Origin of the sequence: Occallatibacter sp., from assembly GCF_036502485.1 — a bacterium.
Classification (GTDB): Bacteria; Acidobacteriota; Terriglobia; order Terriglobales; family Acidobacteriaceae; genus Telmatobacter.
In genome coordinates this window covers 1-21,267 of the sequence record NZ_DASXYM010000049.1, presented here as the reverse complement: position 1 = coordinate 21,267, position 21,267 = coordinate 1, and the positions used below count along the sequence as shown (strand labels likewise).

Annotated in this window: 20 protein-coding genes; 8 read left to right on the top strand and 12 right to left on the bottom strand. The window is 62.3% G+C overall.

Annotated features, from left to right (window positions below; genetic code table 11):
* Positions 1-403 (top strand): M20/M25/M40 family metallo-hydrolase (locus VGL22_RS08320; RefSeq protein ID WP_465266442.1); only part of this gene is annotated, 403 nt, incomplete at its 5' end.
* A gap of 123 nt (positions 404-526) precedes the next feature.
* Here the strand turns inward: VGL22_RS08320 and VGL22_RS08315 are convergent.
* Positions 527-1,549, bottom strand: a complete 1,023-nt coding sequence (locus tag VGL22_RS08315; protein ID WP_465266441.1) for a hypothetical protein — start codon at positions 1,547-1,549, stop codon at positions 527-529.
* Between the two features lie 322 nt (positions 1,550-1,871).
* Between VGL22_RS08315 and VGL22_RS08310 the strand changes: the two genes are divergently transcribed.
* Both VGL22_RS08310 and VGL22_RS08305 read left to right on the top strand, forming a co-directional pair.
* Positions 1,872-2,132 (top strand): hypothetical protein, encoded by a 261-nt coding sequence (locus tag VGL22_RS08310; RefSeq protein WP_465266440.1) that lies wholly within the window; start codon positions 1,872-1,874, stop codon positions 2,130-2,132.
* A gap of 17 nt (positions 2,133-2,149) precedes the next feature.
* Positions 2,150-2,974 carry a septal ring lytic transglycosylase RlpA family protein gene (locus VGL22_RS08305; RefSeq protein ID WP_465266439.1) on the top strand — a complete coding sequence of 275 codons (825 nt, stop codon included), beginning with the start codon at positions 2,150-2,152 and terminating at the stop codon, positions 2,972-2,974.
* Between the two features lie 43 nt (positions 2,975-3,017).
* Here VGL22_RS08305 and purS read toward each other — a convergent pair whose 3' ends face one another.
* Positions 3,018-3,266, bottom strand: a complete 249-nt coding sequence (purS, locus tag VGL22_RS08300) for a phosphoribosylformylglycinamidine synthase subunit PurS (RefSeq protein WP_465266438.1) — start codon at positions 3,264-3,266, stop codon at positions 3,018-3,020.
* Between the two features lie 291 nt (positions 3,267-3,557).
* Here purS and VGL22_RS08295 point away from each other — a divergent pair, with 291 nt between their 5' ends.
* Entirely contained in the window at positions 3,558-4,130 is a 573-nt protein-coding gene (locus tag VGL22_RS08295) for an inorganic diphosphatase (RefSeq protein WP_465266437.1), read from the top strand.
* Positions 4,131-4,199: 69 nt separating this feature from the next.
* Here the strand turns inward: VGL22_RS08295 and VGL22_RS08290 are convergent, their stop codons facing one another.
* The 4 genes from VGL22_RS08290 to bcp form a co-directional block, all read right to left on the bottom strand.
* Positions 4,200-4,892 carry a DUF4142 domain-containing protein gene (locus VGL22_RS08290; RefSeq protein ID WP_465266436.1) on the bottom strand — a complete coding sequence of 231 codons (693 nt, stop codon included), beginning with the start codon at positions 4,890-4,892 and terminating at the stop codon, positions 4,200-4,202.
* Positions 4,893-5,155: 263 nt separating this feature from the next.
* Complete coding sequence (locus VGL22_RS08285) at positions 5,156-5,797, bottom strand: c-type cytochrome (RefSeq protein WP_465266435.1); 642 nt, start codon at positions 5,795-5,797, stop codon at positions 5,156-5,158.
* 55 nt (positions 5,798-5,852) lie between these two features.
* On the bottom strand, positions 5,853-6,557 hold the full coding sequence (locus tag VGL22_RS08280) for a DNA-3-methyladenine glycosylase (RefSeq protein ID WP_465266434.1): 705 nt from the start codon (positions 6,555-6,557) through the stop codon (positions 5,853-5,855).
* On the bottom strand, positions 6,554-7,030 hold the full coding sequence (gene bcp / locus VGL22_RS08275; protein ID WP_465266433.1) for a thioredoxin-dependent thiol peroxidase: 477 nt from the start codon (positions 7,028-7,030) through the stop codon (positions 6,554-6,556). The genes VGL22_RS08280 and bcp overlap by 4 nt, the downstream gene beginning before the upstream one ends.
* Before the next feature lie 18 nt (positions 7,031-7,048).
* On the opposite strand from bcp, the gene VGL22_RS08270 reads away from it, so the two are divergent.
* Entirely contained in the window at positions 7,049-8,587 is a 1,539-nt protein-coding gene (locus tag VGL22_RS08270; protein WP_465266432.1) for a hypothetical protein, read from the top strand.
* A gap of 283 nt (positions 8,588-8,870) precedes the next feature.
* Positions 8,871-9,872: an acyl-CoA desaturase gene (locus tag VGL22_RS08265; protein ID WP_465266431.1), complete on the top strand. Its 1,002-nt coding sequence runs from the start codon at positions 8,871-8,873 to the stop codon at positions 9,870-9,872.
* A 109-nt stretch (positions 9,873-9,981) separates the two neighbouring features.
* Here VGL22_RS08265 and VGL22_RS08260 read toward each other — a convergent pair whose 3' ends face one another.
* The gene (locus tag VGL22_RS08260; protein ID WP_465266430.1) at positions 9,982-10,671 is read right to left on the bottom strand and encodes a DUF4396 domain-containing protein; all 690 of its coding nucleotides are present in this window, start codon (positions 10,669-10,671) and stop codon (positions 9,982-9,984) included.
* A 223-nt stretch (positions 10,672-10,894) separates the two neighbouring features.
* Here VGL22_RS08260 and lpxC point away from each other — a divergent pair, with 223 nt between their 5' ends.
* On the top strand, positions 10,895-11,824 hold the full coding sequence (gene lpxC / locus VGL22_RS08255) for a UDP-3-O-acyl-N-acetylglucosamine deacetylase (protein ID WP_465266429.1): 930 nt from the start codon (positions 10,895-10,897) through the stop codon (positions 11,822-11,824).
* A gap of 149 nt (positions 11,825-11,973) precedes the next feature.
* On the opposite strand, the gene VGL22_RS08250 is transcribed toward lpxC, so the two are convergent.
* Positions 11,974-13,023 carry a lactonase family protein gene (locus VGL22_RS08250; protein ID WP_465266428.1) on the bottom strand — a complete coding sequence of 350 codons (1,050 nt, stop codon included), beginning with the start codon at positions 13,021-13,023 and terminating at the stop codon, positions 11,974-11,976.
* A 186-nt stretch (positions 13,024-13,209) separates the two neighbouring features.
* Here VGL22_RS08250 and VGL22_RS08245 point away from each other — a divergent pair, with 186 nt between their 5' ends.
* Positions 13,210-13,752 carry a thioesterase family protein gene (locus VGL22_RS08245; RefSeq protein WP_465266427.1) on the top strand — a complete coding sequence of 181 codons (543 nt, stop codon included), beginning with the start codon at positions 13,210-13,212 and terminating at the stop codon, positions 13,750-13,752.
* Between the two features lie 17 nt (positions 13,753-13,769).
* Here the strand turns inward: VGL22_RS08245 and VGL22_RS08240 are convergent, their stop codons facing one another.
* From VGL22_RS08240 to VGL22_RS08225, 4 genes are all read right to left on the bottom strand, one after another.
* A complete protein-coding gene (locus VGL22_RS08240; protein WP_465266426.1) occupies positions 13,770-17,267 on the bottom strand; it encodes an nSTAND1 domain-containing NTPase in 3,498 nt (1,165 codons plus the stop codon).
* 144 nt (positions 17,268-17,411) lie between these two features.
* Positions 17,412-19,652: a formylglycine-generating enzyme family protein gene (locus VGL22_RS08235; RefSeq protein WP_465266425.1), complete on the bottom strand. Its 2,241-nt coding sequence runs from the start codon at positions 19,650-19,652 to the stop codon at positions 17,412-17,414.
* 52 nt (positions 19,653-19,704) lie between these two features.
* A complete protein-coding gene (gene rbsK, locus VGL22_RS08230) occupies positions 19,705-20,649 on the bottom strand; it encodes a ribokinase (RefSeq protein ID WP_465266424.1) in 945 nt (314 codons plus the stop codon).
* Positions 20,650-21,003: 354 nt separating this feature from the next.
* The coding region (locus tag VGL22_RS08225) for a hypothetical protein (protein ID WP_465266423.1) at positions 21,004-21,267 on the bottom strand (264 nt) is incomplete at its 5' end.

The window sequence follows — 21,267 nt, the reverse complement described above, 5'->3', positions numbered from 1 at the left end:
GACGAATGTGATTCCGGCGGAGGCGTGGGCGGAGGTGGACGGGCGCATCGCGCGCATCGCGGATGGGGCACGCATCGAAAAGAAGTTTGCGGGGCTCAAGGCTTTGGACAAGCGTTGCAAGATCACGGTGACGGGGGGCATTAACCGGCCGCCGATGGAGCGGACCCGCGGGACGGTGGCGCTGTATCGGCGAGCCCGGGCGCTGGCGGCGGAGCTGGGGTTTCAACTGGATGAGGCCGCGACGGGCGGGGCTTCAGACGGGAATTTCACGTCGGCGCTGGGAGTTGCGACGCTGGACGGGATGGGTGCGGTCGGGCAAGGAGCGCACGCGGTGCACGAGTCGATTGAGCTGGAAGACGTGGCGATGCGGACGGCGCTGCTGGCGGGGATGATTGCGGGGTAGAGAGAGGGACAGAGGGAAAGAGGGATCGAGGGAAAGAGGGAAAGAGGGAAAGAGGGAAAGAGGGACAAAGGGACAAAGGGACATAGGGACAGAGGGAAAGAGGGACAGAGGCGTGGTCCGCTGCTAGAAGAAGCCGTCGGCGTTTCCGGGGCTGTTGCCTGAGGTCTCGGCGCGGGCTACCTGGTTGATGATGCGCTGCAGAATGACGATTTCGACGTGGATGTGGCTGGCGACGTCGGGCAGGAATTCGTTGATGAAGTTCCCGATGGGCGCTGTTGCGAGGCCCGTGGCATAGCGCTGGGCGGTGGCGCCCGCATCGGTCTCGCGGCCGGGCACGTAGAGGTTGCTGATTTCGTCGTCGATGGCGAAGCCGACCAGGTTGGCGTAATTGGGCATGGCTTTGCCGGTGTCGCTTTCAGTCCAGAAGACCTGGGCGATGGCATGGCCGATGCGCCGGCGGATGGGCCTGCCCGGCATGCGGTGATAGTGGGGGTCCTGGTGGGTGAGGGACGGGATGAGGAAGGTGCCGAAGAACTCTCCGGTCAGATCCTGGGTGAAGCTCACGCCGACGTATTTGCCGTAGCCTTTCATGCCGGGGCCGTAGGGGGAGTGGGCATCCAAGCCCACGGAAATCGCGGCCTCGCCGCCGATGGTCACGAGGTTGAAGGGATCTGCCACGTTGCGCGCCGCCAGCCACGCCTTGTCTCCGGGAGTGAGGATTTTGTGGTGCGGGCCGTTCATGAACCGCTCATAGGGATTGAGGGGGCGAGTCTGGCAGGGCACCACGGCGGGATGCACGCCGAATCCTTTGCTGCCGGGGATGGCGGCGTGGGGATCGAGGGGATGGTCGACGCTTAGGGTGGCGGCGCGGGGGCATGGGTTGGCCTTGGGGGTAGGGCTGGTGGAGGCGGTCTGCCCTGCCGGTTCAGGGGCGTCGGGCAGAGTGGCTGCTTCCAGGTGCGCCGCGACATCGCCGGGCACCAGGGAAGTGTCCAGGACTGGCGGGGTCTGCCCGCCGGAGCGGAGAGGAATCAATGCAGCGAGTGGAACGGCGAGCAGAAGGAAGCAGACGAAGCGCCGCGGCTGCGAAAGCCGAGCGTGGCACGCGCTGGTTGACGATCTGCCCGGACGGATGGGTGACGGCACCGTTGTGGTCCCTCATCTAGGTGTGATGTGGGCAGGCGGGGTTCAGTTGGTGAGGTTAACCAGAGAAACAACCGGAGGGCGGACGAGGAGCGTCCAACCGGCGGAAACGGCGCGGGGATTGGAGATTGGTCGAGGGTGGCGGCTGGTCCTTTTTTATTTTCCTTTCAGAAACATCCGGATGTCAGGGGGGTTCAGGTTACTGGACGAAGTACCCGTAACGATCGCGGCACCTTGCACTGCCGTTATATTGACTGGCATTGCAGGCCGTCGCACACTGGAGATCGAGTTGCCGTGGTTGGTCAACTCGCACGAGGTATTGCGTATGAGTACGCCCCCGCCCCCTTCCGGGACACCAGGCAGTGTGGGTCAACGGATCGACGAAGCTCTGGAACTGATCCAGATGGAGTTGCGCCACGCCATTGGGTATGTGAATGACGCTGTGGTGCCGCAGGTGCGGCGGGAGTCGATCTCCGCGATGCGCACGGTTGCGGATACTTTGCAATCGCTGGCTGACCGGATGGAGAAGGCACGTCAGGCCGCAACGCAGAGCGATCAGACGGGCGGGAAAGGGCCGCAGTCCTGAGGATCCAGGATGAAGCTGTGGAGACGGCTCCCCGCAAGCGCGGCGGAGCTCTTCCCTATGTAGCGTGCGCGTTGACGTGCGCGTTGACGTGCGCGCTGCTGGCGGGCTGCGGGCATCACAAGAAGACCAGCAAGGCACCGCCTACGGCGCCCCCGCAGGAACTCTCGCAGCTCAATCCGCGTCATGGCACCAATTCGGGAGGGGGCACACGGACGCCTTCACAGCGCATCCCGCCTACTCCTGTGCCCGCTGGCGGTGTGAGCGCGGACGATCTTCAGTTTGTGCGAACGCATCGGCCGATGCGCACGGAGACCGGGTACGCCACCTGGTACACGGCTCCGTACAAGGGACGCCGATCCGCCAATGGGCAGGTGTTCAACGACGAGGCGCTTACGGCGGCGCACCGGACGCTGCCCATGGGATCGCTGGTGGTGGTAACGAACTTGAAGACGGGGCAGTGGTCGGCGATGCGCATTACTGACCGCGGTCCGTTTGTCGACGGGCGGATTCTGGACTTGACGATTGCTTCAGCCAAGGCTACCGGGGTGTATCGGGCGGGGCTGGCGCAGGTGCGTGTGGATGTGTACGAGACGCCCAAGCCGATTGACAGCGGGGGCCGGTGGTGCGTGCAGATTGGGGCCTTTCACAAGGAGCGCGAGGCGCAGAAGCTGAAGCTGCAACTGCAACGGAAGTATCCTGACGCAAACGTGATCGAGTTCCCTGGGGAAGACAGCTACTGGGTGCGCATTCGGCCGCAGGGCGACAATCGCGAGCAGGCGGAATCGATTGCGCAGAGGCTGCGTCCAGAAGAGGGCGAGGCGTATCTGACGCGGCTGGATTAGGGCCGGGTGGCTGGGATCAGGGCTGTGGTGCGCCTGCCGTCAGTCATTCCTCAATGCGGTACGTGAACTCTTCGATGACGGGATTGGTGAGCACGCCGCGGGCGATCTTCTCCACCTCGGTGCGGGCCTGGTCCGCGCCCAGGCCATCGGCAAGAGAAAGAACGAAATACTTGCCCTGCCGCACTCCTTCAATCTGCCCGTATCCGATCTTTCGCAATGCGTTCTGGATCGTCTGGCCCTGGGGATCCAGGACCGAAGTCTTCAGCGTGACATAGACATGCGCCTTCATCATCCTTGATTATAGAGGGGTAGGACCCTGCATTCCCGGGACAGGGGAGGCGGGCGGCCTTGGTTGAATTCCCGCGTTTTCCTTTCCCCAGGGGTAATGGCGTCCGGTTGTCTGGCTTCGGCCTTAAGGGCGCATCCAATCATGGAGCACTGCGCAGAGGTTGTGGGGCACTGCGTCTCTCGCTGCGCGTAACGCAGCGCATCGCATCGCGAGGAGCGACTTCCGCGGCGCAATCGCGTGGCGTACTCATCTTAGCGATATCGTTCAGTTATTCAAGTCAGGAGAGCAAGAGAAATGGTTAATTATCTGGAGCTGCCCATTGGCGATCGCGCGCCGGAAGTTTTCCGCGCTGTCATCGAGATCCCCAAGGACGGCACAAACAAGTTTGAATATGACAAGGAACTGCACGTCTTCAAGCTCGATCGCAATCTGCACTCGCCGGTCCACTATCCTGGCGACTACGGCTTCATTCCTTCTACGCTGAGCGACGATGGCGATCCTCTTGACGTATTAGTGCTGGTCCCAGGCGCCACATTCCCGGGCTGTGTGCACGAGGTGCGGCCCATCGGGCTGCTGGAGATGCTGGACCAGGGCGTGCTCGATGAGAAGGTTCTGGCAGTGGGCAAGAACAATCCGCGCTACACCAATGTGTGGAACTACACCGATATCTATCCACACATGCTGAAAGAGATCACGCACTTCTTCTCGATCTACAAGGATCTTGAGGGCAAGCGGGTGGAGATCAAGGGATGGCACGACGCGGCGTACGCGCGCGATCACGTGGTGAAGGCGGCGAAGACGTTTGAGGACAGCAAGGCCAAGAAGGGCGCGGCCAGGCAGATCGAAGCCAAGGTGAAGGCGAGCTAAAGCTGAACGTCTCGAAAAAATGGGGCCGCAGCGATGCGGCCCCATTTGCGTGTGCCCGTTGACCGGCTATTACTGCTTCTCGTGCTGCTGTCCGGGAACCGTGGGGGTACCGGTGGTGCCTGAAGTGCCGGGGGCGTTCGCATTTTTGCCCATCTTGCCCGAGCCCGCACGCACTTTTTGCGCGATATCCTGAGCCATCTGCAGGTGCTGCTGGATAACTTGCGCGCCCTGCTGGGCCGCGTCCTTCACCTGGGGATTTTTGCCTGAAGACGCTTCCTTCTGGAACTCCGCAAGGTCCTTCTTGTGATCCTTCAACATAGCGGACATGTAAGCCTTATCGAACGCATCGCCCGACAGTCCCTCAAGTTTGCTTTGCAGAGCCTTATCTTTGGCCGGCAGTTCAGCGGGGGGTGTCAATCCCATCTGTGTAGCGATGGGCGTGATCTGCTGGTTCAGCCTGGTGTGGTCGTCCACCATCTTCTGACCGAACTGCTTGACGTCAGGGCTGCTGGCTTTCTGCGCAGCCATCTGGCCTAGCTTTACTTCGGCCATTCCGCCTTCCATGGCGTTCTTCACGAATTTTTGGTCTCCCATTCCGCCGGACTTATCAGCGGAGTGGGCCTGCGCCTGGGTGTCGGATGCGGAGGCAGCCCCGCCCGCCTGGCTGGTTCCCGATGTCGTGTCCTGTTGCGCCCACAAGGGCGAAGTCCCCAGCGCCAATGCCATACACCCGGTTATCGCCTGAACTCGAATCCAATTCATTTCCATCTCCTCGGCCTTTGACCGGGCAGACCGGTCGAAAGCACGTGTACTGAGAGGGCATGGCCCGCGGGGCGGTTGTCCGATTCCCCGGCCGTTTTTCATCGCACGGAGGCGCGGACGCGGAATTTTGGCTGACTCGACAGGAAAGATCAAAACCCTTGGTGCTGCCCCGCCTTTGCCTGCGACGCAGGCTCTCCGGGGTCGCGTTGAGCCTGGACACTCGCGAGAGCCAGACGTCCGCAATCCCGGAGAAGGACGGACCCCTAACGGGGCAGCGGCGGCTGTCCGGCTGGAGTGGGCGGGCGGTCATGTTCTTTGGGCGGGATATAGGCTTCGGGCTGCTGGTGGCCGCGATGACAGGTACCGCAGGTTACGTTGTGGTCGCCGTGGTGTTCGTGGGCTTCGTGTCCGGCTTGCCCGGCGTGATCCTCATGCCCGGCCTGACCCTCATGTTCGTGCTCTTCGTGTTCCATGTCGACCATGCTGATGTAGTCCGCGTTGATCTTCCGGGTCATGGTGTACATGAGGCGGGCGGCCTGTTTCTCGTGCTTGGAGTCGTCGGCGAAGTTGAGGGCAGGCCGGCCGTTGGGCCCGACTCTGCCGGGATCCTTGGTATGGCAGGTATCGCAGTGTACGCCGAGCGACCCGGACCAGCCTTCCATGACGTCGCGGACTTGTTTGCCGGTGAGAGTTTTGGGCAGCACCTTCAGGTTGGTGGGAGCCGGGAACTCGCGTGGACGGCCGCCGGGTCCTCCGGCGGGGGGCGCGAGAGGCTGACTTTGCGCAGCGCCTGTGGCCGCGGCCTGCGGGGATTGCGGGGCCTGGGCGGCCATGGACACGACCACGATTGCCGCAGCCAGCACAGCAGCCGCAGCAGCAGAGAGGGGCAGAGACTTTGTGTTCAAGCGCTGGATGACCTCGGTCAGGAATATTTGGGGAATCTGTACGTAAGACGGAATTTTACGGGACGCGGACGCGTTCGCCTTTGAGATTTCTGGGCCCGGAGATGCAGAGGCTGCCGGGCGCGACGAACCGCAGGGGCCAGTCCACCGCGTCGTTGGTGGGATTGATCCCGATCCTCGGAGTCAGCATGGCTTCGGTGAGCTGGAATCCGTCGTCGCGGACCTGAAGGGGCGAGTCAGGACTGGTCACGTCCAGGCCGTTGTGGCTGGGGCGCGTGACGCCGAGCGCCTGGCACAGCCGGCTGGGGCCGGAGGTGAGCTGGCGCAGGAACGCGTCGGTCGGCGCGAAGTCGGGAGGGAGGCCGCGGTTCAGGGCCATTTGTTCGACCCCGGAGAGCGGATTGACGGCGCGCAGGAGCACGCAGCCGGCGTGGCCTTCGGCCTCGCAGGAGATGTTGAGGCAGAAATATTTGCCATAGATGGAGTAGACGTAGGCGTGGCCGGGCAGCCCGAAGAGCACCTGGTTGCGGGGGGTGGGGCCGCGGTGGGCATGGGCGGCGGGGTCGGGCGGGTCATTATGGGGGCCGAGATAGGCTTCCACCTCGACGATGCGGCCGGTCATCTCCACACCGCGCACCCGGTGCACGAGCAGCTTGCCGAGGAGGCGCGGGGCCACCCATTCCGGCCGCGTCTCGAAGAAAGCGCGCGGCAGCAGAGTCGATTCAGGTTTCAGAGTGGCCGCGCGCCGGTTCGGCAGCTTCACTTCTTGTGGGCCTTGTTCCAGTCTTCGATGAGGGCGAGAACTTGTTCGGCGTGTCCTTCGGGAGTTACTTTGGGGAAGATGTGAAGGAGGGTCTGGTCGGGCCCGATCACGAAGGTGGTGCGCTCAATGCCCATGACCTTTTTGCCGTACATGTTCTTTTCCTTGAGTACCCCAAACTGATTGCACACTCGCTCGTCTACATCTGCAAGGAGTGTGTAGGGCAGGTTGTATTTGGCTTTGAACTTGGCCTGGGCTTTGGGGGTGTCGCGGCTGATGCCGAGCACCACGGCTCCGGCCTTCTGGAGCTTCTCGAACTGGTCGCGGAAGCCGCAGGCCTCGATGGTGCAGCCCGGCGTATCGGCCCGGGGATAGAAGAAGAGAATCACCGGCTTGCCGGAGTAGTGAGAAAGACTTACAGTCTTATCCTCGTCAGTTTGAAGCGTGAAATCAGCAACTTTGTGGTGCAATTCCATGGGGAGACCCCTCATCAGGTGAAGGTAGTGACTGTTCCTCAGCATTATTTCCGACGCACCCGCCGGCTGTCATGGGAGGGGGTCGTTGCGTCTTTGATCGGACTGGGCCTCGCGGGCGCCGGGGTTGTGCCGGCTCAATATCCTGGGCAGGTCAGCAAGAAGTCCAGCGACAAGGCGCCTGAATTGCGCGCCGTGGCGGTGCTGGAGTGGACCGGCGATCGGGAAAAGCCCAGCGCCAGCCGCATTGTGCCGATCAGCATTTTCGACGGCGAGCATCTGCAGGATGCCGGTCTTTATCTCGCCCACCCGATGCCGCTGGCGGTATCCGGCGATATTGAGTACGAGTTGAAAGAGAACGGCCGCACGACGGGCCTTTTCGACGTCAAGCGATCGGGGCAGGTGATGGGGTCGTGGGTAGGCTTTGGCGACCTGAAGGCTGTCCCCAAGCCGAAGACCGAGGCGGGGGCTTCAGCCAAGATCGACGAGGACTGGAACGACGACGACAAGCCGGTGCTGCACCGCAAGCACAAGGAGGACGCCTCCGCGAAGCCAGGCGGGACGGACGGCTCGAAAGACGCGCCGGCGCAGGATGACGGCGACCGGCCCAAGCTGCACAAGAAGGCCGATGATTCGGCTGCTTCCGGCTCGAGTGCGGATCCTGATCGGCCCAGGCTGCACCAGAAGACCGGCGACAGCGGGGCGGACAAGTCCGGCGAAGACAAATCGGGAACAGACCAGTCGGCCAGCTCTGCTCCGGTGGACCCGGACCGGCCCACGATGAAGAAGCCGAAAGCCAAGGCGGCGGAGATTCCGGCGGATGCGGAAGGCAACGTCAGCTCGTTGCCGGATGTGTCGGATCCGGACCGCCCGCGACTCCAGCACGGCAAATCGGCGGGGAGCACGGTCAAGGTGGAACCGACGCTGATGGGGCTTCCTGCGGAGATGCAGCAGGCGGTTGCGGTGTCGGACGCGCACAATCGGCCGGAACATCCCTGGACGTATTCGTGGGCCAATCCCGGGGACGAAGCCAAGATGAGGGCGCAGTTGGAAGACACTGCGCGGCAGGCGCTGGGTATCGCCCAGCCTGCGCCGGCGCAGGCAAAGACGCCGACGACCCATGCCCGTTCCGGCGCGCATCGCGGGCCGGTGGGCGCGAAGGCGGCTACGGCGGCGGCAGTCGAGCCTGCGCCGCTCGAAGACGAGCAGTTCCGGGTGTTCGAACTGGCTTACGGATCGGGCGCTACGCTGGTGCTGACGGCGCATAGTTCCGGCGCGCCGGCCGACCAGAAGTTTGTCACGCTGATAGCCCAGCCGGATCTTTACGGCAACGTGCGGGTGCTGCTGAAGAGCGTGACCGATAGCGCCCACCTGGACGAGACGCCGCGCATGCGGCTGGTGGACGCGGTGGATGCCCTGGCCGACAACCGCGGGGAGCTTCTTTTTGAGTTGCGAGGGGACACGACGCGCCAGTTCGCGCTGTATCGCATCCTGCGGGGGCGGGCGGACAAGCTGTTCACGACGTTCGGGGGCAATATGACGGGGACGGCGACGGAGTAGGCGCGCGCACAAGCGAAACAGCGCGGATCAGCAAAAGAGCGAAGTAGAGAAACGGCGAAACAGTGGATTTCGCCCTGCGAGGCACCCGGACAGCTCACCCGCAAGGAGGCGCATCTGAGCGTTCAGGGCAGTCTGCGCGGAGTAACGAAACGCACCCGGGTTGAGGCAAGGGTGGCTAATTCGAGTGATTTCTTGAATTAACAGGTTTCTGGATTTTCATCCCTCAGATACAATTAGCTAATGGGTGGACGTTTGCGCCATCCACGTGAGGAAAACCTACTGAATGGCATCTGTTATCCCAGTCCCTTCTCCTACTGACACCGTAACCGCTGTTCCAGCCAAGCCCGTTCACAGGGCTCCGGAGCGCCATGCCGCGCAGGTTGCCCATGTGGCACCGGCGCGCGACCAGATCCGCATGGGCCGTGAGGCAACTGTGAAGGAGGGCATCAACTGGATCACGGTGGTGGCGTTGATTGTGTTCCACCTGGGAGCTGTGGCTGCCCTGTTCTTCTTCAGCTGGCAACGGCTGGCGGTTTCGGTGGTGCTTTACGTGCTTGCCATCAACGTGGGTGTGGGCATGTGCTATCACCGCCTGCTGACGCATCGCGGCTACTACGTGCCCAAGTGGCTGGAGTATGTGATGACCGTCTGCGCCACCCTTTCGCTCGAAGGCGGGCCGATGTTCTGGGTGGCCACGCATCGTGTCCACCACCAAAACAGCGATCACGAAGGTGATCCGCACTCGCCGCGCGAAGGCGGCTGGTGGGCGCACACCGGCTGGCTCCTTGTAGGCGAGTCGATGCATTCGCAGTTCGAAGCTCTGGGCCGTTATGCGCCCGACTTGAAGAAAGATCGTTTCCATATGTGGCTCAGCAAGTACCACTGGCTGACCATCACCCTGAGCGGCGTGCTGCTGCTGAGCCTGGGCTGGACCTTCGGCGGATGGCGGAGCGGGGTGGGCATGCTGTTGTGGGGCGTGTTCCTTCGCGTGACGGTCGGCCTGCACTTCACCTGGCTCGTGAATTCGGCTACGCACCTTTGGGGCAGCCGCCGGTTCGAGACGAAGGACGATTCGCGCAATAGCTGGTGGGTGGCTCTGCTATCCGGCGGTGAGGGCTGGCACAACAACCATCATGCCCACCCCGTCTCAGCGCGCCACGGGTTGAAGTGGTATGAGGTGGACCCGAATTTTTATGGCATCTGGCTGCTGTCGAAGCTGGGTCTGGCGAAGAAGATCAAGATCGCCCAGTACGATCCGCAGAATCCCAAGCCGGCGGGGATGTAAAAGGCAGGGAATAGGGTTGAGGGAGTAGAAGATCCCAGGGGCCGCGAACTCATTGAGTTCGCGGCCTTTGACCTTTTTGGGGGCGAATTTCAGAGGGGATGCAGCGCTTTTACATGGCTTCTTTCAGCCCCTTCCGGATCAGGAGCCGGTTCATGGGATAGCTGGTGGCGAAGCCGCAGATCATGCCGATTTGCATCATCAGCCAGTACCCCGGACGGAATGGAGTGAGATGCGGGTGGGGGAAGAGCACGAAGTAGGTCAGCGCCATCCAGGCATACATTCCCACCTGGAAGGCGAGGATCGACAGGGTGTCGGCTTTGATGGCGGCGACGACAGCCTGAGCGAAGGGCAGATGCCGCATGGGCTGGATGGCGAAGTACTGGAACACGATGCCGAACACCCAGGCCACGGCGAGGTCAAGGGCGTACTCGGCCCACAGCACCGAGCCCAGCAGCGTGATTCCGGCTGTGGCGATGGCGAACTCCGTGCCCACATCGGCCAGCATGCATCCGGCGCCGCAATGGCTTGTGCCGACGGCGACCTGGGCGGCGCCGGGCCGGGTGTGCGGCTGATTGTTTTGAGGGGACCCGTGCTGCATGGCAGCCATGGCTTCCCTGGTCTTCTTTCGGCCCAGCGGGTAATAGGCCCACACTGCGAAGACGCTGAAGTACAGAGCTGAGACGGGCCAGACCACATTCATGATGCCCATGTGTTGCGGGTGCCGTAGTTCGTCCAACCCGATCCACAGGGCAGATGCCAGCGCCACCGCAATTGAAACCCACGCAACCGTATCGAGCAAGCTGCCTCCCGCCGTACCTTCGGATGAAGGACGGCGCCGCAGGGATGGCCGGGCTGATCCCTGCCAGGCGGCAACGGGGGTTGAAAACGGCAGCCACGAGGCCAGGTAGCTGGAAAATGGCGGCTTAGCGCACCACAGTGTTGCAAAATTACCACACTACGATTCTCGCAACCTGCGTCTAATCTGTTCGTAACATCCCGAATTGACCTGCTGGAGTAGACCGTTGGCGCAACACGAACATGTGGAACAGACCATTGCCGAAGCAATTGATTTTACAGGAGTAGGTCTTCACTCCGGGGTCCAGGTCAGCATGCGGCTTCTGCCCGCGCCGGGTGGATCGGGGATTGTTTTTCGCCGCACCGATCTGGATAATTTCGAAATCGCCGCGATTGGCCGGAATGTTGCCAAGGTCAGCTATGCCACCAGCCTGATGCGGCAGGGCGTGCTGATCTCGACCACCGAGCACCTGCTGTCCGCCTTGATCGGCATGGGCGTCGACAACCTCATCATCGAAGTCGACAACCTGGAAGTCCCCATTCTCGACGGCAGCGCGCTGCCTTACGTCGAGGCTTTCCAGCAGGTGGGGATTCGGCAGCAGCGCCGCAAGCGGGAGTACATTCGCATTCTCAAGCCGGTAGAGGTCCGCGAAGGCAACAAGTTCATCGGGGTCTACCCCGGGTCGGGTTACGCGATCGACTACACCATCGACTTCCCTGCTCCGATTGGCCGACAGAGCGCTTCGATTGATTTGGCGGCGGAGACCTACGGCACCTTCATTGCGCCGGCGCGCACGTTCGGCTACAAGGTGGACGAGCAGCGCCTGCGCGACATGGGCCTCATACGCGGAGCAAGTGAAGAGAACGCCATCATCCTGGGCAAGAACGGGCCGGAGAACGGCCCGCTTCGTTTCGGCGATGAGTACGTGCGGCACAAGGTTCTGGACCTGATTGGCGACCTGGCGCTGGCGGGGCACCGCATTGAAGGCCGGGTGGTGGCCGAGCGGGCCGGCCACGCCATGCATACAGCGCTTGTCTCGCGACTGATGAAAGATCGGGCCGCGTGGGAACTGGCCCGCGTGCCGGTGGAAGACGAAGAGCCGGCGCAGGTCAGGCAGGCCGCCAGGCTGCACCGAGCGGTGCTGCAGGGCGCTTGAGATCCGCGATCAGAGCGGTTCCAGAGCTCGTGTGCCCTTTCTGGCTCAGAGAAGGGTGGCATTTCCTTGAGGATAATGCCATTTTGCTGCGTGGTTCCTGGGCATAGCAGCTCTGAAACCGCTATAGGGCGTCGCAATCACAATCACAATCAGGGAAACAGGATGCACATGGGTGACGGGCAGTCGTACGACTTGCCTTGAGCCGCGAGGGCGCCGGTCTGCGGATTGCGCGCGTAGACGGCAAGGTTGCTGGAGCTCTGGTTGGCGACCAGCATCCAGCGCTCGGTGGGATCCAGCACGAAATTGCGGGGAGTTTTGCCGCCGCTGGGCGTTTTGCCGATGGCGGTGAGCGCGCCGGTTTTGGGATCGGCGCTGCAGGCATAGATGAAGTCGTCGCCGCGATTGGCGAAGTAGACGAAGCGGCCGTCCTTGGTGATGACGGTATCGCAGCCGGTCGAGGTGGGCTTGGAGCGGTCGGGGTTCAGCTCGAAGCGGGTGATGGTCTTGAAGCTTCCGTCGGCCCTGTTCCAGTGCAGAACATCGACGGCCGAGGCCAGCTCATTCATGCAGTAGGCGGTGGTGCCGTTGGGGTGGAAGTGCAAGGTGCGGGGGCCGGAGCCGGGCTTTGCTTCCCACTTGCCGGCGGAGGTCAGCTCGGCCGTATCGGCGTTGAGCTTGTAGATGTGAATGCAGTCGCTGCCGAGATCGTTGACATAGGCGAAGCGGTTGTCGGGAGAGAACGACGTGAAGTGCGCGTGGGCGGCTTCCTGCCGGTCAGCGACCGGGCCGCTGCCCTTGTAGTGCTCGGTCCAGACCGCGGCGCTCAGCTTGCCGTCAGTGATTTTGAAGCTGGCGCTGGCACCGCCGCCGTAGTCGGCCGAGAGCAGCACGCGGCCGGTGTGGTCGAGGCCTGCATAGCATGTTCCCCTGGCGGCCGAGTTCTGCCCGGAGATCTGCGTCAGCTTGTCATTCTGCACGCTGTAGCTGGCCACTTCGCCGGTGGGCTTGCCATTGAAGCTGTCCACCTCTGAGGCGGCATAGATGTGCTTGCGATCGTGCGAGTAGACGATCCAGTCGACGTTGGCCAGCTTGGCGGCCACCTCGACTTTTTTGAGCTCCGCCGTGGCGGGGTCCCAGTCGAAGGCCAGAATTCCTTCGGGTGTGTTGGATCCGATAAAGACGCGTTGACGAGGAGTCACAGCAAAACCTCCGGGGACGACAGCGGCCGCAATGGCAGCGGCGGGGACAGTACGAAGGACATGACGCCGGGTAAGCTTTCTCATCACAGAAGCGATTGTCGCCGATGACGCCGTCCGTACGCCAGTTCAGTCGCACCACGATGCATCGCGCTGCCGGTCCTCTAGACTGAATCCAGCGCAGACCGCATGTCGCATCTGATCAACTTCGTTCGCATTCCAGCATTGGCGGTTCGCCAGCACCTCCTGCCTCTGCGGCCTCTGCATTTGCTTGAGGAGGATTGCCTGCGCCTGCGCGTGTGGCCGAACGACATCGATCTCAACCTGCACCTGAACAATGCGCGCTATCTGAGCTGGATGGACTACGGCCGCACGCATCTGCTGGCGCGGACGCGGCTGCTGGAGCACCTGGTGCGGGAGCGCTGGACGCCTCTGGTGGGCGCCGTGTGGATGACCTACCGGCGCTCTCTGCCCTTCATGGCGCGCTTCACGCTGACCTCGCGCCTGGTGTGCTGGGATGAGAAATGGTTTTACCTGGAGCAGACCTTCGAAGGCGGCGAGGGTCTGGCTGCCGTGGGATGGATCAAGGCCGTGCTGCGCAATCCCAAGGGCAATCTCGATCCCCAGAAGGTGCTGGAACGGATCGAGCCGGGGATCGTGAGTCCGCCGATTCCGGAGGCTATCGCCATCTGGAATGAGTTGACGCGGGAGAAGCTGGAGAGCCGGGAGTAGGGAGTGGAAGCTGGGGGTCAGGGTTTCAGGGCGGCCTTGCAACCCTGGCGCAGCTCACGCAGGTTCACGACGCCCATTTTTTCCACGGACTTGAAGTCGCTGCCTCCCGTCATATCGGTCAGGTAGGTTTCAAGGCGGCGGCATCCCATCGTCAGCAGTTCTACAGGCCCCGCGGTCTTGGCTTTGTCGCGCTCTCTGGCAAGGTTCATGTCCCACACGCGCACGTAGCTGCGCTTCACTTTGAATCGGGGGTCCTGCTCCACGATCGCGGTTGCCAGGTACTTGGAATCGGGACTAAACCCGACGATCGAAACCTGGCCGTTGCCCGCGGAGAATTCCGAGACTGCCGGATTCTCATCGAAGTAGCTTGTCTCGCCGCCGTTGAGGTCCGGACGGATGTGCCCGACGCTCACGCTGCCTTCCTTTTTACCGACGGCGAACAGCGTGCCGGCCTTGTTGAAGGCGTAGGCGGTCACCTGGCGCTGGGGCAGATAATACTGCGCCGGCTTGGCAGTTTTGTCCTTCAGATTCCATAGCGTCAGGATGCCCATCTTCACTCCCATGAAGTTGGGCGCGTATTGCAACTCGGCCACGAAGGGATACTGGCTGGTTGCTCCGAACTGCGGGGTCCACAGGTCCGTACCTGGAAGCGTGGCCTGGAATGCAGGTTTCTCATCTTCGGACTTTGTGCTCCAAACCGCGAGCGAGCCCTTACTGACTGCGCCGAACCACTGGCCGTCGGGACTGTAATTCAGGTAGATGGGTTCGAAAGGCACGCAGTGTGCCTGGCTCCAATCGGCGAAGGTGTATTCGCAGGTCTCCACCCTGGCACCTTTGTGCGAGCCGGCATCGGAGAGGGTCGCGAGGGCGGCGTGGTTGCCGTCAGGCGCAACCGCCGCGGCTTCGGCGGACCCGTTCTGGTTTTTCGTCATCGACTCTCCAGCCCGCCATGTCTGCAGGGGGGTCTGGTCCGCTTTGAGAAAGCGCCCGCTCACCGGTTCGCAGTTCCATGAGTAGTAGACAGCGATGGTTTGGAGCTGGTCTGCGAAGAGCGGCGGCACCCGCTTGCCATCGAAGGTAGACCGCTTGTCGTCGACGCTGTGGTAACGAAGTCCTCCGCGGCGATCGAAGGCCACGGCGCACGGTCCCGCGCGCAAGGCCGCGTGGTTCAGGGGGTACTCGCCGACCACAGACGTGTTTTCAAGCGTTGTGCGCAAGGTTTCCCCTGCGGCATTGGAGCCGGAACGCAGCAGCCGCGATCGCCAGGTTGCCTCCATGGCTGCCAGCGAATCGACCAGCGCGCTCAACTCGTCTCCGTTCTTCAGGCTCGCCTCAGAGTCGGTGACGAGGGCGTGCACGTGGTCCGTTTGGATGCGATAGCGGACGGCAACGGTTACCAATCCCGCAAGGAGGACCAGCGCCAGCGCGGGCCACACCAGCATGGCGCGCCGGCGCTTGCTGCGCAGGCGGCGGCTCTCAGCGAGCAGCTTTTCCTCCATGGGGGTGGGCTTGCGCATCTGCTCAAGCCCGAGTTCCACGATGCGCAGATCTCTCCCGTCCAGCGGATCGCCATCTTTTTTCTCGGTCCAGTCGCGCGCCCGGTTCTCAAGCAGACGGCGGGCCCGCGCGCCCGCGGACGCGCTCAGCGCAAACTCGCGCCGCACGATGGGCGCGAGCGTGTCGTGCGCCAGGGCGGTGGCGCCATCCGCAGCGCCGGCGACATCCTGGGCCGGCTCAGCGAGCAGGTACGCCCCTTTGTTGGATCGCAGCAGTTCCTCCAGGTTGGTCACCTGCGGGTACCACGCGCGCAGATCCGCATACTCCCGCCGCCTCGAGGTATTCATCTGGCTGGTGTGTTCCAGAAGCACATCCAGTTCGAGGCCATCGCGCACGGCCTGCCCTTCGGCGGCGGCGTAAACTTTTTTCACCTGCTCCTGGAAGAACTCCTCCAGCGGATTGGCCTGCACTACCACGCGATCATAGAGAGCGCGCGTATACACCCGCGGAGGCTGGCTTGCCTTCACTTCATCCCACAGCTTGTTCAGGACAATCTGCAGTACGGTTGCGATGGGTGAACTGGGATCGTTGAGGCGGCTGGCAACGAACTCCGCGAAATCGCTCTCCAGTTCGATGCCATAGGCGCGGCGCAGGGCGGCGCGGCGCGTGGGTCCTTGCACGACCTGGATGATGCCCTGCTCGTCGAGCCTGTCCAGCCACGCGTCCTGTACCAGTCCTTCGCAGGCTTCAGCGAGCGGATTGCGGATCTCGGCGAGATACTCCTTGCGAAACGAAAGGATGAGCCGCGCCTTTCCGTTGGGGCGGCGCAGCCGTCCGCTGGCGGCATCGACAAACAATTGCTGCACGCGCGCCAGAAAGCGATGCAGCTCGTCCACCGGATTTTGCCCGCTGCCGGTACTCTGCGCGGTGTGTACCTTGTGTGTGATGGCCTCTTCCACCTGATCCAGGATGATGAGCCGCGGGCCATCGCCACGGAACCACTTCTCCACGTTTTCGTCGTCCGCTCCTCCGATGGCGGCGTGCAGATCGTCCGTCAGGTCAAGGTTGCGGCGCAGGGACTTCACCTTGTCACTGTCGGGCAATCGCGGCAGCAGCCCGGCATTGAGCAGCGAGGATTTGCCCACGCCGGACTGGCCGTAGAAGAGCAGAACGGGCGGGGCCGATGGGTTCATCAGCCAGTCGTATAGTTGCCGGATCTCTCCATTGCGTCCGAAGAAGATCTGCGCATCCGATGGGCTGTGCCCCTGGATGGATACGTAGGGCGACGGGGGCAGCGGATAGCGCTGCGGATCGAGAGGGGGCAGTCCGACGAGAGGGTCGTTGGCACCGAGGCTCAGCTTCCACTCCACGGACGTTGCGCCGTTCGGGGTGTAGATCTTCCACGGCAGGTCAGTGGAGGCAGGGGCGGTGTCCGCCGCGTCGTCACCTACCTCCATGCGTCGCGAGGTCTGGCCCTGCGAGTCGAAGGCGACGCCTTTGGCCGCGGTGTCGAACGCGCTCCGAATCGAGGCGTCGCCATTGGTGAGCGCTTTGTAAAACGCGCTCGAAAACCGGAGCGCCATGGCATCGTCAATGGGCCGCGTGGTGGCAATGACGCACGGAATTCCCAGCTGCACCAAGCGCTTTCCCCAGGCCTCGGTATCGCAGGCGTTCAGGAAGACGAGTTGCAGAGTGGGCTGGGTGGCGAGAAAGTCTTCAAGCAGCGCGGCACTTCCCACCAGGTTGCCGCCGCCATCGTTCTCGAGCAGAACCTTCTCCGGGCTGGCATGCCCGCCGTAGTGGAAGACCGCGATGCGGTTCTCGTAGAACGGGCTTACCAGAGAGGATGCGCTGCAGTGATCGCGCACGATCAGCTCCCACGAGTCATCCTCACCGGTGATGCGGCGCAGAGCGTCCTGCAGGCTCACGGCCTCTTCAGCGACCGAGAGCTTGCGCCCCGGATCCACCACATCGTTGGCGAATGCCGCATAAATAGCCGGACGGACCCGTGGCTGCATTCCGCTGACCCCTCCTGGAACCTGCATGGTCTTGCAACGGCGGCGGCTTGTAAAGCACTTCAGGGGAACACTGCAGGATACCCGAAGAACGGAAGAGGAGTGCTCGATCTATGCAGAGGAATCAAAAGTGAACCGTGATGGACACTACTGCGCATCTTTCACGCAGCGGAATCCTACTCCTGCGGAGCGGTCGTAGCTGGGGGCCATCAGAAGGAGTTTCCCGTGCTGCTCATTGCGGTAAGCCTGCGGGAAGTACCACATGGACCCTTGCGGCTGATAGTGATTGCCTCCGCGGAGAATGGCGGCGCGGGTGTGCTCGTCCTGATACTCATCGGTCCACTGCCAAACGTTGCCCACCATATCTTCCACGCCAAAGGGGCTTGCTCCTCTGGGGTGGGCGTTCACGTCGCTTGCCGCGGCCATCACTCGCCCTTTATCGGGAATGGGAGCGGGCGCGTCAATGGGATCTCTCTGCCATGGGCAGGCGTACGGACCACCGGCCGTCGCGGGCGCAAGCCAGTCGCAACTGCCCCAGGGGAAGATGCGGCCATCGGTGCCTTGGGCAGCGAACTGCCACTCCCACTCATGCGGAAGCCGCTTGCCGGCCCACCGCGCGTAGGCGCGCGCATCTTCGAGCGAAACCCAGGTCACGGGCTTGTTTGCGGCGACCTCCGGATAATTGCCGTTCCTCCAATCTTTCAGGAAGTTCAAGTCGTCGGCGGGATGGTAGTGGCTCGCGTCAAGGAACCTTTTGAATTGAGCATTCGTAACGGGGTACTTATCCATGTAGAACGGCTTGATGTTCATGCGGTGCTCGTGGAAGCGCCTCGCGGAGTTTTCCCATGGGTACTGCACGTCTACGCCGATGTCGTCCGATCCTTCGATCTCGACACCGTCCACGCGGAAGAGGTAGTCGCCTCCGGGAATTCGAACCATGCCTTCAGGAGCGGTGGACGCTGGTGCGGTGAGCTGGATGTCTACAAGTTGCTGAGGCAGCGGCTTCCATTCGTGCGAATAGTCTGAGAGTGGCCTGGCGGTCATCTGCTTCATGGTGCTCATCAGTTCTCGCAGGGGCGCATCCGGTTCGCCGGTCTGTGCGAGGATCGCGCCATACGCGTGTGCTTCCGTGTCGAAGGACAGCACATCCTGTCCGTCTTCGACATCGGGCTTGATTTCGACGCCATGGTAGAGGTCGAAGTAGCGCATGCCGTTGTTGTGCGGGACCGACATTTGCCGTCCATGCGCGTCGTACTCATTGCGGTTCACGATGGTCCACACGCTGCGGTCTTCAAGGGGCCAGCGGCTTGCGAAGACGCCGTAGGGATGCATGGGATAGAAGGGCTCCCAATCCTGGCTGACCAGGAAGGGCGCAATGCCGCGCTCGATGGTTGCGACGCGCCGTGTGGCTTCTCCATCGCGCGGGGTCACGCCGTTCCAGATGCCCCAGACGTTCTCCCAGCTCTCCCATCCTTCGCCGTTGAAGAACGCATATTGCAAGTCGTCGGTCTTGTCGCGCACCCAGCGCCCCTGAATGTTGACCTGGTGACGAGGTTCCAGCCAGCGATAGCGATCGACGGTGGGCACGAACTGAAATTCGTATTGACCCCAGTTCATCACGTTCCAGGAGATGCCCTCGTCGTGCGGTCCGCTTTCAGGCTCGAACGCCAGGGGATGCCCCATTTTTTCAGCCGCGATTGAGAAGGCAAGGGGGACGCCATCTTGCGTGTCGCCGTTGATTCCGTCCGCATCGATCGACTTCATGAGTTCCGCGATGGAATCAGGCCAGGGTTTGCCTGGCTCACGCGTTCCCTGATCCCACATCATCATTGGAAACAGCACGCGAACTCCGCGGCGGTGGAAGTCCTCCACCATTTTGTGCAGGCCCTGAATGCCGCCGGGCATGGATTGCACCATGTCCAATTGGTTGCGATCGTCGATGCCTATGTTGGGATAAGTGGCCCACACGAGCACGGCGTCAACTCCGCCGTAGCGTGCTTTGAGATCGTCGAGGTAACGATCGACGGTGTACTGGTTATCGACGGGGTCGTAGAAGAAGCGGTCATGCACCATCATCTGGGGCTGCATGAAGCTGGATTGCGCCCATTTGAGCGCCGGCATTTCATAGCGAGCGGGGTCATAGCCGATGCGGATGCGACGCTCCATGCGCCAGTGCGTAATGTCCTTCAGCCATTCCTCAAGGCTTTTGGGATTGCAGGGAGCATACCCGGCCTCGCCAGCTGCGCGCGTTGTGAAGCAAGCCGGTCCTGGAATCTGCTGCTCCCCGGGGGCGCTATGCGTATCCTGGGCGGCAGCCCGGACGCCGAAGAAAAGGCATAATGCTGCGATTACCAGCGCCGATTCAAGCCATCTACCGAAAGTGTTCACTGGCCGTCTCCGTGCACTCGATCTGAAACTGGACCGCGCTTTTTGAACCATGTTACGGGTGGGCGGACGGCGAGGTATGCAAGGTTAGAAATGCTTCGACCTCGTCCCTGGTAGCCATGGACGCCTGGGCGCCTGGCCGAGTGACTGAAAGCGCGGCGGCGGCAGCGGCAAACGTCGCGCTCTCAAGCGGAGGCTTGCCCAGCATGAGGGCGGTGGCGAATGCGCCGTTGAAGGCATCCCCGGCTGCGGTTGTGTCCACCGCATTTACGGGGAAGGATGTGACGTCTGATCCGCTTATGGAGGTTGAGGTCATGTATGCGCCGCGCGCTCCCATCTTCAAGACGATTCCTCCGCAACCGCTTTCGAGCAGGACTTGCGCCGCCTGTGCCGAGTTCTCAGTATCTGCTGCCGCAGGGGCGTAGAAAGCGGCCTCGATTTCATTGGGTGTAAACCACGTGACGTTCTGCAGAATGGACTTACCCAGAGAACGCGCAGGCGCGGGGTCAAGCATCAGAGGAACACTCTCACGCGAGCACACCGCGGCGAGATGCTCAACGGTTTCAATGGGAATCTCAAGTTGAGCAAGGACCATGCCGGCGGACCGGATCACCTCGATGTTCGCGTCAATATCTTCCGGACTAACGAGGGCGTTTGCGCCGGGCGCAACAACGATGCAGTTATCGCCCGCCTCGGACACGAGGATGACGGCGACGCCTGAGGAACCTTCAGACACAGCAACCGAGCGGCAATCCACGCCGGCGGATTGAAGATTGGCAATCAATTGCGATCCAAATGCGTCGTCGCCCACGCGTCCGATCATGCGAACGGGGTAACCGAGACGACCCACGGCAACTGCCTGATTGGCTCCTTTGCCGCCTGGATTGACCTGGAAGCCTGTCCCGATAATGGTCTCGCCGACCGAAGGGATGCGCGAGGCCGTGGCCACGAGATCCATATTGATGCTCCCCACTACCACGATGCCGGAACGAGCAGACAAGCTATCCCCCCTGTTGTGCGCGCGCAGCACATCACAGTGGCCGACGCCATCGCGCAATAACGCATTGTAAAAGGCATTCAGGCCGGGATGATACAGGAGATGTTACCGAGGTGATCCTGAGCTATCGGAGGGGGCGGCGTTGGGGTGTCAGCGCTCGGATTTGGGGACCGGGCACGGCACCCCAGTGTTGGGGGAGGGAGGTCAGGCAGCGTTCTTGACAGGCAGGGCGGAGCGCAATTTGCTCAATGCGACTCGACGCTTTTCCTGCTCACCCGCCAACGCATGGCGAGCAGAACGCGCAATACTTGCCTGCGGGGAGCGCATCTCGCAGGCCCTTGGTGAGACCGCCGACTCCTATTCCACGATGAGGCCATCCGCGTGGAAAGTGCCGATCACAACATTTACTCGATCTCCGCGCTTGACCGTTTTATGAGGATTCGAGAACGCCATCCAATACTCTTTGCCTGCCTCCGGCGTGCTGCTCTGGCGAAGCTGGCCGACTTTCTCAAGCGATGGAACGACGAGTTTCACTCCCGCACGGTAGTCGATCAACGAGGGCTCAAGCTTTTTGTCGTTCAACTGCTTCGCGCGGGCGGGATCGAGGACGTGATAGCTGAA